The 15,910-nt window shown below is 72.0% G+C and carries 14 protein-coding genes; 10 read left to right on the forward strand and 4 right to left on the reverse strand.

Translation table 11 applies throughout. From position 1 onward, the window contains the following. Nucleotides 1-61 precede the first annotated feature (61 nt). Nucleotides 62-3,613 carry a DNA polymerase III subunit alpha gene (dnaE, locus tag PV796_RS28040; RefSeq protein ID WP_274916174.1) on the forward strand — a complete coding sequence of 1,184 codons (3,552 nt, stop codon included), beginning with the start codon at nt 62-64 and terminating at the stop codon, nt 3,611-3,613. A 134-nt stretch (nt 3,614-3,747) separates the two neighbouring features. Here the strand turns inward: dnaE and PV796_RS28045 are convergent, their stop codons facing one another. After that, nucleotides 3,748-3,912, reverse strand: coding sequence for a hypothetical protein (locus PV796_RS28045; protein ID WP_274916175.1), 165 nt, complete (start codon nt 3,910-3,912; stop codon nt 3,748-3,750). Between the two features lie 268 nt (nt 3,913-4,180). Here PV796_RS28045 and PV796_RS28050 point away from each other — a divergent pair, with 268 nt between their 5' ends. From PV796_RS28050 to PV796_RS28065, 4 genes are all read left to right on the forward strand, one after another. Further along, a complete protein-coding gene (locus PV796_RS28050; protein WP_274916176.1) occupies nt 4,181-5,467 on the forward strand; it encodes an NYN domain-containing protein in 1,287 nt (428 codons plus the stop codon). A 175-nt stretch (nt 5,468-5,642) separates the two neighbouring features. After that, nucleotides 5,643-6,653, forward strand: coding sequence for an ABC transporter ATP-binding protein (locus PV796_RS28055; protein WP_376564287.1), 1,011 nt, complete (start codon nt 5,643-5,645; stop codon nt 6,651-6,653). A gap of 127 nt (nt 6,654-6,780) precedes the next feature. Next, nucleotides 6,781-7,590: an ABC transporter permease gene (locus tag PV796_RS28060; protein WP_376564289.1), complete on the forward strand. Its 810-nt coding sequence runs from the start codon at nt 6,781-6,783 to the stop codon at nt 7,588-7,590. A gap of 76 nt (nt 7,591-7,666) precedes the next feature. After that, entirely contained in the window at nt 7,667-8,293 is a 627-nt protein-coding gene (locus PV796_RS28065; RefSeq protein ID WP_274916177.1) for an ABC transporter permease, read from the forward strand. Between the two features lie 201 nt (nt 8,294-8,494). On the opposite strand, the gene ybaK is transcribed toward PV796_RS28065, so the two are convergent. From ybaK to PV796_RS28080, 3 genes are all read right to left on the reverse strand, one after another. Continuing rightward, complete coding sequence (gene ybaK / locus PV796_RS28070) at nt 8,495-9,010, reverse strand: Cys-tRNA(Pro) deacylase (protein WP_274916178.1); 516 nt, start codon at nt 9,008-9,010, stop codon at nt 8,495-8,497. 82 nt (nt 9,011-9,092) lie between these two features. Continuing rightward, a complete protein-coding gene (locus PV796_RS28075; protein ID WP_274916179.1) occupies nt 9,093-9,833 on the reverse strand; it encodes an LON peptidase substrate-binding domain-containing protein in 741 nt (246 codons plus the stop codon). Between the two features lie 60 nt (nt 9,834-9,893). Then, nucleotides 9,894-11,495: an oxidoreductase gene (locus PV796_RS28080; RefSeq protein WP_274916180.1), complete on the reverse strand. Its 1,602-nt coding sequence runs from the start codon at nt 11,493-11,495 to the stop codon at nt 9,894-9,896. A gap of 397 nt (nt 11,496-11,892) precedes the next feature. Between PV796_RS28080 and hisD the strand changes: the two genes are divergently transcribed. The 5 genes from hisD (at nt 11,893) to hisH (ending at nt 15,907) form a co-directional block, all read left to right on the forward strand. Further along, a complete protein-coding gene (gene hisD, locus PV796_RS28085) occupies nt 11,893-13,245 on the forward strand; it encodes a histidinol dehydrogenase (protein ID WP_274916181.1) in 1,353 nt (450 codons plus the stop codon). An 8-nt stretch (nt 13,246-13,253) separates the two neighbouring features. Continuing rightward, the gene (locus PV796_RS28090) at nt 13,254-14,387 is read left to right on the forward strand and encodes a histidinol-phosphate transaminase (RefSeq protein WP_274916182.1); all 1,134 of its coding nucleotides are present in this window, start codon (nt 13,254-13,256) and stop codon (nt 14,385-14,387) included. Continuing rightward, nucleotides 14,384-14,989 carry an imidazoleglycerol-phosphate dehydratase HisB gene (gene hisB / locus PV796_RS28095; RefSeq protein WP_018536733.1) on the forward strand — a complete coding sequence of 202 codons (606 nt, stop codon included), beginning with the start codon at nt 14,384-14,386 and terminating at the stop codon, nt 14,987-14,989. The genes PV796_RS28090 and hisB overlap by 4 nt, the downstream gene beginning before the upstream one ends. A gap of 91 nt (nt 14,990-15,080) precedes the next feature. Then, nucleotides 15,081-15,245, forward strand: coding sequence for a hypothetical protein (locus PV796_RS28100; RefSeq protein ID WP_018536734.1), 165 nt, complete (start codon nt 15,081-15,083; stop codon nt 15,243-15,245). Next, nucleotides 15,242-15,907: an imidazole glycerol phosphate synthase subunit HisH gene (gene hisH, locus PV796_RS28105; RefSeq protein ID WP_274916183.1), complete on the forward strand. Its 666-nt coding sequence runs from the start codon at nt 15,242-15,244 to the stop codon at nt 15,905-15,907. The genes PV796_RS28100 and hisH overlap by 4 nt, the downstream gene beginning before the upstream one ends. Nucleotides 15,908-15,910 lie beyond the last annotated feature (3 nt).

The raw sequence follows: 15,910 nt of genomic DNA on the forward strand, positions 1-15,910 counted from the left end.
CCCGAATTCCCCTCCCTCTCCTGACGTCCCTGACAACTGCCGCTCCCGGAGGTTCAGCGCCGTGGCTCCCTCGTCCAGGCCCCCCTTCACGCACCTGCACGTCCACACCCAGTACTCGCTGTTGGACGGTGCGGCGCGGCTGAGCGACATGTTCAAGGCGTGCAACGACATGGGGATGACCCACATCGCCATGTCCGACCACGGCAACCTCCACGGTGCCTACGACTTCTTCCACTCCGCGAAGAAGGCCGGCGTCACCCCGATCATCGGCATCGAGGCGTACGTCGCACCGGAGTCGCGGCGCAACAAGCGCAAGATCCAGTGGGGCCAGCCGCACCAGAAGCGCGATGACGTCTCCGGTTCCGGTGGTTACACCCACAAGACGATCTGGGCGGCGAACAGCACCGGTCTGCACAACCTCTTCCGCCTCTCCTCCGACGCCTACAAGGAGGGCTGGCTCCAGAAGTGGCCCCGGATGGACAAGGAGACCCTCTCCCAGTGGTCCGAGGGCCTGATCGCCTCCACCGGCTGCCCCTCCGGTGAGCTCCAGACCCGGCTGCGCCTGGGCCAGTTCGACGAGGCGCTGAAGTCCGCCGCCGAGTACCAGGAGATCTTCGGCAGGGACCGGTACTTCCTGGAGCTGATGGACCACGGCATCGAGATCGAGCGCCGGGTCCGCGACGGCCTGTTGGAGATCGGCAGGAAGCTGGGCATCCCCCCGCTGGTCACCAACGACTCGCACTACACCTACGCCCACGAGGCGACCGCGCACGACGCCCTGCTCTGCATCCAGACCGGCAAGAACCTCTCCGACCCCGGCCGCTTCAAGTTCGACGGCACCGGCTACTACCTCAAGTCCACCGACGAGATGTACGCCATCGACTCCTCGGACGCCTGGCAGGAGGGCTGCCGCAACACCCTCCTCGTCGCCGAGCAGGTCGACACCACCGGCATGTTCGAAAAGCGCGACCTGATGCCGAAGTTCGACATCCCGGAGGGCTTCACCGAGGTCACCTGGTTCCAGGAGGAGGTCCGGATCGGCATGCAGCGCCGGTTCCCCTCCGGGGTCCCCGAGGACCGCATGAAGCAGGCCGAGTACGAGATGGACGTCATCATCCAGATGGGGTTCCCGGGCTACTTCCTCGTCGTCGCCGACTTCATCATGTGGGCGAAGAACAACGGCATCGCGGTCGGCCCCGGCCGAGGCTCCGCCGCCGGCTCGATCGTCGCCTACGCCATGGGCATCACCGACCTCGACCCGATCGAACACGGCCTGATCTTCGAGCGGTTCCTCAACCCCGAGCGCGTCTCCATGCCCGACGTCGACATCGACTTCGACGAGCGTAGGCGCGTCGAGGTCATCAGGTACGTCACGGAGAAGTACGGCGCCGACAAGGTCGCCATGATCGGCACCTACGGCAAGATCAAGGCGAAGAACGCCATCAAGGACTCGGCCCGCGTGCTGGGTTACCCGTACGCCATGGGCGACCGGATCACCAAGGCGATGCCCGCCGACGTCCTCGGCAAGGGCATCGACCTCGACGGCATCACCAACTCCTCGCACCCGCGCTACAGCGAGGCCGGCGAGGTCCGGGGGATGTACGAGAACGAGCCGGACGTCAAGAAGGTCATCGACACCGCCAAGGGCGTCGAGGGCCTGGTCCGGCAGATGGGCGTGCACGCCGCCGGCGTGATCATGTCGAGCGAGCCGATCATCGACCACGCCCCGGTCTGGGTGCGGCACACCGACGGCGTCACCATCACGCAGTGGGACTACCCGCAGTGCGAGTCGCTCGGCCTGCTGAAGATGGACTTCCTGGGCCTGCGCAACCTCACCATCATGGACGACGCCCTGAAGATGGTGAAGGCCAACAAGGGCATCGACCTGGAGCTGCTCTCCGTCCCGCTCGACGACCCCAAGACCTTCGAACTCCTCTGCCGCGGCGACACCTTGGGCGTCTTCCAGTTCGACGGCGGCCCGATGCGCTCGCTGCTGCGCCAGATGCAGCCCGACAACTTCGAGGACATCTCCGCCGTCTCGGCCCTGTACCGCCCGGGCCCGATGGGCATGAACTCGCACATCAACTACGCCGAGCGGAAGAACGGCCGCCAGGAGATCACCCCGATCCACCCGGAGTTGGCGGAGCCGCTCAAGGAGACCCTGGGCCTGACCTACGGCCTGATCGTCTACCAGGAGCAGGTGCAGAAGGCCGCCCAGATCATCGCCGGCTACTCGCTCGGCGAGGCCGACATCCTCCGCCGCGTGATGGGCAAGAAGAAGCCCGAGGAACTGGCCAAGAACTTCACCATCTTCCAGACCGGCGCCAAGAAGAACGGCTACTCCGACGAGGCCATCCAGGCCCTGTGGGACGTCCTGGTCCCGTTCGCCGGCTACGCCTTCAACAAGGCGCACTCCTCCGCCTACGGCCTGGTCACCTACTGGACCGCCTATCTGAAGGCCAACTACCCCGCCGAGTACATGTCCGCGTTGCTCACCTCGGTGCGCGACGACAAGGACAAGTCGGCGGTCTACCTCAACGAGTGCCGCAAGATGGGCATCAAGGTCCTCCCACCGAACGTCAACGAGTCCGAGGCCAACTTCGCGGCCCAGGGTGACGAGATCATCCTCTTCGGCCTCACCGCCGTGCGGAACGTCGGCCAGAACGTCGTCGAGTCGATCATCCGCTGCCGCAAGGCCAAGGGGAAGTACTCCTCGTTCCCCGACTACCTCGACAAGGTCGACGCGGTGGTCTGCAACAAGCGCACCACCGAATCCCTCATCAAGGCCGGCGCGTTCGACGAGATGGGCCACACCCGCAAGGGCCTGACCGCGCACTACGAGTCGATGATCGACAACGTCGTCCAGGTCAAGCGCAAGGAGGCGGAGGGCCAGTTCGACCTCTTCGGCGGGATGGGCGACGACTCCTCCGACGACACCCCCGGCTTCGGGCTGGACGTGGAGTTCTCCGAGGACGAGTGGGACAAGACCTATCTCCTCGCCCAGGAACGGGAGATGCTCGGTCTCTACGTCTCCGACCACCCGCTCTTCGGCCTCGAACACGTGCTGAGCGACAAGGCCGACGCCGCCATCGCCCAGCTCACCGGCGGCGATTACGCGGACGGCTCGATCGTCACCATCGGCGGCATCATCTCCGGCCTCCAGCGCAAGATGACCAAGCAGGGCAACGCCTGGGCGATCGCCACCGTCGAGGACCTCGCCGGCTCCCTCGACTGCATGTTCTTCCCGGCCACGTACCAACTGGTGTCCACCCAACTCGTCGAGGACGCCGTGGTGTTCATCAAGGGCCGGCTGGACAAGCGGGAGGACGTACCGCGGCTGGTCGCCATGGAGTTGGCGGTCCCCGACCTCTCGGAGGCCGGCGCCGACGCCCCGGTGACGATCACCATCCCCGCGGTGAAGGTCACCCCGCCGATGGTCGAGAAGCTGGGCGAGGTGCTCAGCAGCCACCGCGGTTCCAGCGAGGTCCGGATCAGGCTCCAGGGCGTGCGGAAGACCACCGTGCTCCGCCTGGACCGCCACCGGGTCACCGCCGACCCGTCGTTGTTCGGCGACCTGAAGGTGCTGCTCGGCCCGTCCTGCCTCGCCGGCTGAGCGGCGACGCCGGGCGGTCGAGGACCGGCCGGCACGGAAGACGACTTGAGGGGCGCGCCCGCACGATGCGGGCGCGCCCCTCAAGTCGTCGGCGGCGCGGGGAAGTTGGGGTACCGCCGGTCGGTCGGAAGGTGTCAGTTGTGGCCGAAGCGGCGCTGGTGCTTGCGTGCCACGTCCGCCGGGCTGGCCTGGGCCTGCGAGTGCGAGATCGCCTCCAGGGTCGACTTCTCGGACTGCTGCTGGCCGCGTTCGGGCTGGCTCGCCTTCGGCTGCTTCCGGTCCTTCTTGTTCTTGGCCATGATCGTGCCTCCTGAGGGGATCTCTGGATCGGCCGGAATCAGCCTTACACGACGGGCAGATCACTGCATTTCGGGCAATTACCCTGAGTGAAGGCGTCAGTTACGCGCCGTGCCGACGAATACGGCCGAATCCGCCACGCCGAAGATCGAGTTGGTGCAGATAACCCCCGTACGGTCGGGCAGACTCGAAGGAAGCCGAAGAGCACTCGTGCCACGGGCCGAGCCGGGGGGCGACCGGACTTCAGCACCTCAGGGAAGAGGGTGGAACGTGGACCGCTGCGTCGTCCTGGTGGACGCCGGGTATTTGCTCGGGGCCGCCGCCAGCCTGCTCGCCGGAGAACCCGCCCGTTCCCGGATCACCGTCGACCACGCCGCCCTCATCCAGGGACTGCGCCAGCGCGCGGAGGCCGACACCGAACGGCCGTTGCTGCGCATCTACTGGTTCGACGGCGCCCCCGACCGCGTCCCGCAGCCCGAGCACCGCCGGCTGCGGGTGATGCCCCGGGTCACCGTCCGGCTGGGCGCGCTGACCCGCAGCGACGGCCGCTGGGCGCAGAAGGGCGTGGACGCCGCGATGCACGCCGAGCTGACCGAACTCGCCCGCAACCGCGCCTGTTCCGACATCGTGCTGGTCACCGGCGACGGCGATCTGTTGCCGGGGCTGATGTCGGCCAAGGAGCACGGCGTCGCGGTCCACCTCTGGGCGGTGCAGGCCGCCGACGGCGACTACAACCAGTCCGAGGACCTGGTCGCCGAGGCCGACGAGCGGCGGGTGTTGGACCGGACCTGGATCACCCGCGCGGTCCGGCCGAAGGAGTTGGGCGGCCCCTGCGCCCCGCCTCCGGTCCCGCGCCCCGAGATCGCCGCGATCCTCTCCGCCCCGCTCCCGGAGTCCGCGGTCGCCGCCGCGAACGCGGCCGCGGCCGGCTCCGGTACGGACTCCGGCGGCCGCGCCGGCGCCAACGGCACCGCCCGTCCGGTGTCGGCCGGCGACCGCGGCGAGGGCCCTGGCGAGTCCGGCTCCGGCGGCTCCCGCGGCGTCCCCACCCCCAAGGACCTCGCCGGTCTCGGCCGCCCGCCCGCCGCCCAGCAGTCCGGGCAGAACGGCGGTCAGCAGAACGGCAGCCAGCCCGCGGCCACCCTCCGCTGGTCCTCCGACAAGGGCTGGATCGAGCGCGGCGGACCGCTGGGCGAGCCCGCCGAGACCGCTTCGTTGCCCACCCTCGCCCAGCTCACCAGCGCCGAACAGCGCTGGGCCGACCGCGAGGAGGACATCACCGCGGTCAGCGGCGACCCCTTCGAGGTCGGTCAGGTCTTCGCCCGCCGCTGGACCGAGCGGCTCTCCGACACCGTCCACCTCCAGCAGCTGTCCACGGAGTACCCCCGCATCCCGCACCGCATCGACGGTGAACTCCTGCGCTACGCCGCCCGGTTCGGCCTGCTCGCCCACAAGGACGACCAGATCGACGAGCACGACCGCTACGCCATCCGCGCCGGCTTCTGGCGCGAGGTCGACCTGCGCACGGCGGCGGAACACGCGCCGGCGGGCGACTGAGGGAGCGGGTGGCGGGTCCGTTCCGCGTCCGGTCCGACCGAACGGCGTTGACCATCCGGGGGCGCGGCCGGCGCGCCCCGTCGGCCCGTCCGAAGCTGTGCGGGCACTGTGCATCGGGCGGGCCGCGGAGACCCGGGACCGGGGGAGGGGCGGGGGACGCGTACCCTCATAGCTCGTGAAGACGGGCGCAAAACAGGTGGACCACGGCGCACCGGTGTGTGTCGTGCGGGACCTGGTCAAGACCTATCCCGCGCTGCGCGGCCGGCGCGGGGCGGACCGGGCACCCGCGGTGCGGGCCAGCGACGGCATCAGCCTCGACGTCCGGCGCGGCGAGATCTTCGGGTTGCTCGGCCCCAACGGCGCCGGCAAGTCGACCCTGGTCCGGCAGCTCACCGCGCTGCTGCGGCCGGACTCCGGCAGCATCACCGTCCTCGGCCACGACCTGGTGCGGCACCCCGAGCGGGCCGCCCGACTGCTCGGCTACCTCGGGCAGGAGTCGACCGCGCTGGACGAACTGACCGTCGCGCTCGCCGTGGAGACCACCGGCCGGCTGCGCGGCCTGGACGCCCGCACCGCCCGCGCCGAACGGGACGCCGTCCTCGACGAGCTGGACCTCGGCCCGCTCGCCGGCCGGGCGTTGAAGAAGCTCTCCGGCGGCCAGCGCCGACTGGCCTGCTTCGCCACCGTGCTGATCGGCGAGCGGCCGCTGCTGGTGCTGGACGAGCCGACGACCGGCATGGACCCGGTCGCCCGGCGCGCGGTGTGGGCCGCGGTGGACCGCCGCCGCGCCGAGCGGGGCGCCACCGTCGTCCTGGTCACCCACAACGTGCTGGAGGCCGAGAGCGTGCTCGACCGGGTCGCGGTGATCGACCGGGGCCGGGTGATCGCCTGCGACACGCCGGGCCGGCTGAAGGAACTGGTGGGGGAGGAGGTCCGGTTGGAGCTGGTCTGGCGGGACCGGCCCCCGCTCGACGTGCCCGAGGTCGCCGCGCTGGCCGCCGACGCCCGGGTGTCCGGCCGCCGCTGGACCCTGCGGCTCCCCGCCGACCGGGCCCGCGCCGCGGTCACCGCGGTCACCGCCGGGCCCGCCTTCGCGGCGCTGGACGACTTCACCCTGGCCACGCCCAGTCTGGAGGACGTCTACGTCTCCCTGGGCGGCCGTGCCGAGGGGTTGGTGAAGGCGTGAGGACGCGGGGACGGACGCGGCGGGCCGTGGCGCGCGAGCGGTTCACGGGGTGTGCCGGCCTTGCGCCGCGCGGTGGTCGCGCGGCGGGCCCGGGGCGTGACGAGGAAAGGTGGGCGACGGCGTGAGCGTGGTTTCCGCGGAGGCGGTGACCGGTACGAAGGCGGCGACGGAGGGCGACGGGTGCGTCCCGCTCGCGCCCCGGGCCCGGCTGCTGCCCGCGCTCGGCGCCGTCTACCGCGCCCAGCTCTCCCGGGCCCGGGTCGCCCGGATACCGCTGCTGTTCGTCGCCACCTTCCAGTCCGTCGGGATCATGGTGCTGCTGCGCGGCGTGGTCAGCGGCGGCGACCCGGCCCACTCGGTGGTCTCCGGCTCCGCGGTGCTGGTCGTCGCCTTCGTCGCGCTGAACCTGCTCGCCCAGTACTTCGGCCAACTGCGGGCCGGCGGCGGCCTCGACCACTACGCGACGCTGCCGGTGCCGCCGGCCGCCGTGGTGCTCGGCGCGGCCGCCGCGTACGCCTCGTTCACGGTGCCGGGCGCGGTGGTCACCGCGGTCACCGGCTGTCTGCTCTTCCACCTGCCGATGGCGCACCTGTGGGTGCTGGTCGCGGTGGTGCCGCTCTCCGGGGCGGCGCTGTCCGGGCTCGGCGCGGCCCTCGGGCTGCTCGCCCCGCGGCAGGAACTCGCCACCCTCGGCGGCCAGTTGGGGATGTCGGCGGCGCTGCTGCTGGGCGTGCTGCCGGCCGACCGGATGCCCGCACCGATCGGCTGGGCCCGCGACCTGCTGCCCTCGACCTACGGCGTGGAGGCGCTGGCCCGCACCTTCGGCCCGCATCCGGACTGGCTGGCGGTCGGCGCCGACCTGGGCATCTGCGCCGCCGTCGGGGTGCTCTCGCTGGCCGTGGCGACCTGGGCGTACCGCCGGGCGGCGGTACGCTGAGCGCCGCCGACGCCACGCGGGTGCTTACGGGCGTCCTGCTGGTGGTGGCGCGGCGCCGGCCTGGCACGATGACACGGTGACCGCACCGCAGACGCCCCACGACAACCAACCGCCCGACGACCCGCACGGCGCCACAGCCGACCCCGAAGGCGGCCCCGAATTCGCCCGCGAACTGCGCGAAGGCGTGCTGATCGCGCTGGCGGTCGCGGTGAGCGGGGTCCTGCTGGGCGTGCTGTGGGCCTGGCTGGCGCCGCGGGTGCCGCTGATCGCCGACACCCACAACGTCTACCTGAAGAACACCGAGGGTGAGGAGGCGATCGGCGCCGACGGCACCTTCTTCCTGTTGGCGCTCGGGTTCGGCCTGGTCACCGCGGCCGCGGTCTTCCTCTTCCGGCGGCGCGGCGGCATCCCGCTGGTGGTCGCGCTGGCCGTCGGCGGGCTGCTGGGCGCCGTGCTGGGCTGGGCGACCGGCATGTGGCTGGGGCCCACCCCGGACGTGGTCGCGCACGCCAAGCAGGTCGGCCCCGGGGTCGTCTTCGACGGTCCGCTGCGGCTCCAGGCCAAGGGCGCGCTGCTGGCCTGGCCGGTCGCCGGGATGGCCGCGCTGATCGCGCTGACCGGGCTGTTCGGGCCGCGCGACCCGGAGGACGCGGTGGTGCCCGACTGGTCCGGGCACCACCACCAGCCGCCGGCGGCGGGCTGACCGCCGCGCCGGCCGGTCCGCCGCATCAGGCCGGTCGGCGACCGTGATTGGCCCGGCGCTTCCGGATGCGCCACTTCCGCTTACGGGTCCTCTTCGACATGGCGTACCTCCTCCCCGGTCGTAACCGAGGACGGGCGCGGGGGGAAGGCCCGCGGGGGCGCGGGCGGCGGCACCGGGCGCACCCGGCGGCGCCGGCGCGGCTCACTCCCGCGCGATCGGTGCGACCCGTGCGCCGGTCAGTGCGACCAGGTCGGCCGGGGCCAACTCGACCTCCAGACCGCGCCGTCCGGCCGAGACGCACACCGTGGGTCGGCCCTCGGCCGAGGCGTCCACCACGGTGGGCAAGCGCTTGCGCTGCCCCAGCGGCGAGATCCCGCCGACCACATAGCCGGTGCTGCGCTCGGCCGCCGCCGGATCGGCCATCGCGGCCCGCTTGCCGCCCACCGCGGTGGCCAGCGCCTTCAGGTCCAGTGAACCGGAGACCGGCACCACGGCCACCGTCAGCGCCCCGTCGACGTCCGCCAGCAGCGTCTTGAACACCTGGTCGGGGGCGACCCCGAGCGCCTGCGCGGCCTCCTCGCCGTACGACGCGGCCGCCGGGTCGTGCGCGTAGGCGTGCACCGTGAACGGGACGCCGGCGGCGGTCAACGCCACCGTCGCGGGCGTGCCGCCGGTCTGCGCGCCGCCCTTCTTCCCCTGCTTCGCCTTCTTCGCCACTGCGTCTCGCCTCATTCGCACCCGGACGCCGGCCGGCCCGGTGCGGGGCGTGCCCGTGACCGGGGCCGGGGAGTTCCGTAGGTCAGTTGGGACTGGTCGGCTGCCGGGTCAGCTCCACCGCCGGCAGCGACGGGAGCTTACCGATCACCGCCGACTCCGTGCGCAGCAGTTTCAGCTCCTGCCGCAGCCGGCCCGCGGTGTCCGGCACCTCCAGCAACTGCTGCTTGGCGGGCACGTCCAGCACCGCCGCGGCGGCCACCAGGTACGACAGCACCGACGGGTCGGCGGGCAGGTCCTGGCCGCTGGCCAGGGTCCGCTCGTTCGCCCACGCCAGCCGCTTCTGGTAGGTGCGGAAGGCCCGCACCACTCCGGAGGCCAGCGCGCCCGCGCCCTCCCCGTCGTCCTCCTCAAGCGGCGTCAACTCACCGGTCAGGTACGGCCCGGAGGCGTCCACCGAGGACAGCCGGACCCGGGTGGTGCCGGTGGCCAGGACCTCGTAGCCGTCGCCGGAGGACTTCTCCCGGATGGTCGCCGCGTCCGCGACGCAGCCGACGGTGTGGAAGGCCCGGATCGGATCGTCGCCGAAGCCCGCGGCCGGGCCGGTGGCGGTCGGCGCGGTGTCGTCCGGCAGGCCCTGCGCGGTCGGGGCGACCTCCCGGCCGTCCCGGATGGCGACCACCGCGAACCGGCGGTCGTCCTCGGGCCGGTCCAGCAGGTCGCGCATCATCGCGCGGTAGCGCGCCTCGAAGACGTTCAGCGGCAGCACCAGGCCCGGGAACAGCACCGAGTTGAGCGGGAACAGGGGCAGACGCAGGGAGGACACAGTCCGTAAGCCTAGAGCCTGCGCCGGTGCGGGCCGCCACCCGCACCCGGCGCAGCCGCGCTACTGCCGCTGGAGCAGCCGGGACGCACCGGTCGCCATGGTCGTGGCCAGCACCCACCCGGCCAGGATCATCACCGCCGAGACCCACTGGGCGGTGCCGGCCGGCGCCCAGGCGTCGCCCTGATGGAGATCGACCAACGGCAGCAGCAGATCCAGGGAGTACAGGTACGGGTTCCAGTGCGGCATCTCGTCGTGCTTGAGCGGTTCCGGCGGGTTCGAGGAGAAGTACGCGGTGCCGATCGCCCACAGGATCGCCATCCACAGCGCGGCCCGCCCCGGGCGGTAGCCGTAGGCCACCGTCCAGTCCTGGAGGAAGCCCCACGCCTTCGCCGCCAGCGGCAGCGTCTCGCGCCGCCGCCGCTGCTTGGCCAGCAGCACCTCCCGGGCGTCCGCGTCCTCGCCCATGGCGCGCAGCGAGGTGGCCAGCATCTCGTACGGCTCCGGCGCGTACTCCGGGGTCGCCGCGGCCACCCACTGCAGGCGCAGCGCCAGCGGGAAGTGACCGCGCGGGATCAGCGTCTCGTAGGAGAAGCCGGCCATCATCAGCCCGCCCAGCCCCGGCCAACTCGCCGACTTGTCGACCAGGTTGACGACCCGGGCACCGGAGAGGATCACCCGGCCCCGCTGCGGGCGCTCGCCCAGGAAGCGCAGCTCCGGCGTCTGGATCCGGCGCAGCGACAGCTCCTGGTCGGACTCCATGATGAAGCGCGCGTGCTCCAGGTCCACCGCGTCCCCGAACCGCCCGTCGTCCAGTCGCACCCCGCCCTCGCACTCGAAGCGCTGCATGCGGGTGCCGCGGGCCGGGGTGTGGGTGATGCCGTACGGGGGCGTGGCGCCGCTGGAGAACGGGGAGTTGGCCAGGCCGGCGGCGGTGAGGTAGAGGGTGCGCTCGACGGTCAGTTGGGGGGCGTTCAGCGCCCGGCGGCCGAACGGATTGCTCAGGTGACTGCCGCGCAGGCTCAGCGACACCCCGACGGTGGCGCCGCGCAGCGACAGCTCGCCGTAGGACTCCAGCATCTCGGCCTGGAGGTCCTGGGCGACGGTCAGCCCGTCGGCCATGATCGAGCGGCCCTGCCGGTCCTTGTGCACCACGACCTGATTGAGCATCAGATCGGTGCCGATGTGCGCGTCGGTGAGCCGGATGCCGGAGTGCACCACGCAGCGCGGCAGGTGCAGATCGCCCTCGCTGTGCAGCCGGGCGGCCTCCAGCCGGGGTATCGCGCAGTTCACCAACCGCAGGGTGGTGAACCGGCTCTCCGGCAGCAGCACCTCGGCCTCGAAGCGGCAGTCCCGCAGCTCCACGAATGGCTTGATCGTGCCGCCCGCAAGGTCGAGAGTGTCCGTGATGTACGCCCCGGTGAGCTTCAGCCCGGGCACCCGCCCGGGCTGCGCCGGCGGCCCGTCGAGCAGCAACAGCGCCACCACCCGGGCCCTGATCCGGCGCTCCGGGCCCCACAGGTGCTGCCCGTGCGGGTCGTCCCGGGACGGGTCGCCGGTGTGCAGGTTGCAGCTACTGCCGTTGCGGAACGCCTGCCACATGCTCCATTCCGCGGACGTCAGTCGCAGGTCGGCGGGCGCGTCGCCGTCCCTGGCTCCGGTCACTGTGGCTCCCCCTCGCTCTCACGGTGCCTTGCGGCAGGCCGTCTGTGCTGGTTCTCGTCGCTGGTCGTCGTCGCCCCTTCGCGGGCGCCGTGCGGGGCCCGGCGCGCGGCGCTGCTCCGCCGTGCGCGCCGGCGCCGGTGGTCCCGGCCGGTGCCCCGGCGGCGCTACCTGTTCGGACGCGTGCCGGCGGGCCCTCTTCCGCCCGCCCCCGAGGGCGCCTCCGATGACGCCCGCACCGACCCCTTGCCCGCCCGGTGACCCGTTGAACACGCGTGGTCAGGGCCAACTCCGGTCAACTTCGGCGACCGGGCCGGCGGCCGACCGGCTCGCGCGTCACTACGTATCACTGAGTGATACGGGCGCTCGGCCCCGGCGACGGGTCTGAGACACTGGGGGGGTGATCTCCCGAATCGATCTGCGTGGCGCCGCCCTCCCCGAGGGTGCCGCCCTGCGCGACCTGCTGCCCCGTGCCGAGTTCGACGTGGAAGCCGCCCTGGAGAAGGTGCGGCCGATCTGCGAGGACGTGCATCATCGCGGCACCGCGGCGCTGATCGAGTACGCGCGGCGGTTCGACGGTGTCGAGATCGAGCGGGTCAAGGTCCCGGCGGAGGCGCTCACCGAGGCCCTCGACGCGCTGGACCCGAAGGTCCGCGCGGCCCTGGAGGAGTCCATCCGGCGCGCCCGGACCGTCCACCGCGAGCAGCGCCGCACCGACGTCACCACCAAGGTCGTGCCCGGCGGCACGGTCACCGAGCGCTGGGTCCCGGTCGAGCGGGTCGGCCTCTACGTCCCCGGCGGCCGGTCGGTCTACCCGTCCTCCGTCGTCATGAACGTCGTCCCCGCCCAGGAGGCCGGCGTCGGCTCGCTCGCCGTCGCCTCCCCGCCGCAGGCCGACTTCGGCGGCCTGCCGCACCCCACCATCCTGGCCGCCTGCGCCCTGCTCGGCGTCGACGAGGTCTACGCCGCCGGCGGCGCCCAGGCCGTCGCGATGTTCGCCTACGGCACCGACGAGTGCGCCCCGGTCAATCTGGTCACCGGCCCCGGCAACATCTACGTCGCCGCCGCCAAGCGCCTCCTCAGGGGCCGGATCGGCATCGACTCCGAGGCCGGGCCCACCGAGATCGCGGTCCTCGCCGACGCCACCGCCGACCCGGTGCACGTCGCCGCCGACCTGATCAGCCAGGCCGAGCACGACCCGATGGCCGCCGCCGTCCTGGTCACCGACTCCGAGGAGTTGGCCGACCGCACGGAGCGGGAGCTTCTCCCGCAGGTCGAGGCCAGCAAGCACATCGAGGACCGGATCGTGCCGGCGCTGTCCGGCCGGCAGTCCGCGATCGTCCTGGTCGACGGCCTCGACGAGGGCCTGAAGGTCGTCGACGCCTATGGCGCCGAGCACCTGGAGGTCCAGACCGCCGACGCCGCCGCGGTCGCCGCCCGGGTCCGCAACGCCGGCGCGATCTTCGTCGGCCCCTACGCCCCGGTCTCGCTCGGCGACTACTGCGCCGGCTCCAACCACGTCCTGCCCACCGGCGGTTGCGCCTGCCACTCCTCCGGCCTGTCCGTCCAGTCGTTCCTGCGCGGCATCCACGTCGTGGACTACAGCCGCGAGGCGCTGGCCGAGGTCGCCCACCACGTGGTGACCCTCGCCGAGGCCGAGGACCTCCCGGCCCACGGCGCGGCGATCACGGCGCGTTTTGCCGGCGGCGAACACGACCGGCGCAGTGGCTGGACGGTCCCCCAGAGCAAGTGAGCACGCACGTGACCAAGATCGACGAACTGCCCATCCGGGACGAGCTGCGCGGCAAGTCCCCTTATGGCGCGCCGCAGTTGGACGTCCCGGTGCGCCTGAACACCAACGAGAACCCCTACCCGCTGCCCGAGCCGCTGGTGCAGCGGATCGCCGAGCGGGTCACCGAGGCCGCCCGGCACCTCAACCGCTACCCCGATCGGGACGCGGTCGAGCTGCGCACCGCGCTGGCCGGCTACCTCACCCGCACCGCGGGCCACGAGGTCACCGCCGCCCAGGTCTGGGCCGCCAACGGCTCCAACGAGATCATCCAGCAGTTGCTCCAGACCTTCGGCGGCCCCGGCCGCACCGCCCTCGGCTTCGAGCCGTCGTACTCCATGCACGCGCTGATCTCGCGCGGCACCGGCACCGGTTGGCTCTCCGGCCCCCGCACCGACGACTTCACCATCGACGTCGAGGCGGCCAAGGAGGCCATCGCCGCGCACCGGCCCGACGTGGTCTTCGTCTGCTCGCCGAACAACCCCACCGGCACCGCCGTCGAGGCCGACACCGTCCTGGCGCTGTACGAGGCGGCCCAGGCCGCCAAGGCGGACGGCGCCGGAGCGCTGGTGGTGCTCGACGAGGCGTACGGCGAGTTCAGCCACCAGCCCTCGCTGCTGCCGCTGATCGAGGGCCGGCCCAACCTGGTGCTCTCCCGCACCATGTCCAAGGCGTTCGGCGCCGCCGGGCTGCGGCTGGGCTACCTCGCCGCCGACCCGGCCGTGGTCGACGCCGTCCAACTGGTCCGGCTGCCGTACCACCTCTCGTCCGTCACCCAGGCCACCGCGCTCGCGGCCCTGGAGCACACCGATACGCTGCTGGCATACGTCGAGCAGCTCAAGGGCGAGCGGGACCGTCTGGTCACCGAACTGCGCGCGATCGGCTGCCAGGTCGTCGCCTCGGACGCCAACTTCGTCCAGTTCGGCCTCTTCGACGACGCGCACGCCGCCTGGCAGTCGATCCTCGACCACGGCGTGCTGGTCCGCGACAACGGCGTACCGGGCTGGTTGCGGGTCACCGCCGGCACCCCGGCCGAGAACGACGCGTTCCTCGATGCGGTGCGCGCGGTGTGCAAAGAACGCAGCCTGAAGGAGAACAAGCGATGAGCGGGGCGACCGCCCGCGTGGGGCGCGTGGAGCGCACCACCAAGGAGACCACCGTGCTGGTCGAGATCGATCTCGACGGCACCGGTCAGGTCGACGTCTCGACCGGCGTCGGCTTCTACGACCACATGCTCGACCAGCTCGGCCGGCACGGCCTCTTCGACCTGAAGGTCAAGACCGACGGCGATCTGCACATCGACACCCACCACACCATCGAGGACACCGCCCTCGCACTGGGCGCCGCCTTCAAGCAGGCGCTCGGCGACAAGGTCGGCATCTACCGCTTCGGCAACTGCACCGTCCCGCTGGACGAGTCGCTGGCCCAGGTCACCGTCGACCTCTCAGGTCGCCCGTACCTGGTGCACACCGAGCCGGAGAACATGGCGCCGATGATCGGCACCTACGACACCACGATGACCCGGCACATACTGGAGTCGTTCGTCGCCCAGGCGCAGATCGCGCTGCACGTCCACGTCCCGTACGGGCGCAACGCCCACCACATCGTGGAGTGCCAGTTCAAGGCGCTGGCCCGGGCGCTGCGCTACGCCAGCGAGCGGGACCCGCGGGCCGCGGGCATCCTCCCGTCCACGAAGGGGGCGCTGTGAGCGTCGCGCGCGCGGCCGCCGGCCCGAGGACGAACACGATGCCCGCACCTCTGCGCCGCGTGGGCGGAGAAGCGAACCGGAGGGCGCAGTAATGAACGGCCTGTCCACCGTCTTCATCCTGGTGGGACTCTTCCTGCTCGGCGGCGTCTACTCGTTCTGGAAGCAGAAGATCCCCAAGTCCGTGATCACCCTCATGGCCATCGCCTCGGCGATGTGCCTGGTGGCCGGTGTGATGCGCCTGGAGGTGTGGAATTGAGCGCCGCGCAGCGGGCCGCGGGGAAGGCCGCCAAGAAGGTCGTGGTCCTCGACTACGGCTTCGGCAACGTCCGGTCCGCCGAGCGGGCGCTGGCGCACGTCGGCGCGGACGTGGAGATCACCCGCGACTATGACACCGCGATGAACGCCGACGGGCTGCTGGTGCCCGGCGTCGGCGCGTTCGACGCGTGCATGCGGGGGCTGAGGGAGGTCCGCGGCGACTGGATCGTGGGGCGCCGACTGTCCGGCGGGCGGCCGGTGATGGGCATCTGCGTCGGCATGCAGATCCTCTTCGGCCGCGGCATCGAGCACGGCGTTCAGACCGACGGCCTCGACGAGTGGCCCGGCACGGTCGGCCCGCTGAAGGCCGAGGTGGTCCCGCACATGGGTTGGAACACCGTGCGCGCCGCGGGGGGTTCGCGACTCTTCGCCGGGCTGCCCACCGACGCCCGCTACTACTTCGTGCACTCCTACGCGGTCCACGACTGGGAGTTGGAGATCGGCAACGCCGCGATCGCCGCCCCCAAGGTCACCTGGGCCACCCACGGCGAGCCGTTCATCGCCGCGGTCGAGAACGGCCCGCTGTGGGCCACCCAGTTCCACCCCGAGAAGTCCGGCGACGCCGGTGCCCAGCTCCTCACCAACTGGATCGAAACGCTGTGAACG

Origin of the sequence: Streptomyces sp. WZ-12, assembly GCF_028898845.1 — a bacterium.
In the GTDB taxonomy this organism is placed as follows: Bacteria; Actinomycetota; Actinomycetes; order Streptomycetales; family Streptomycetaceae; genus Streptomyces.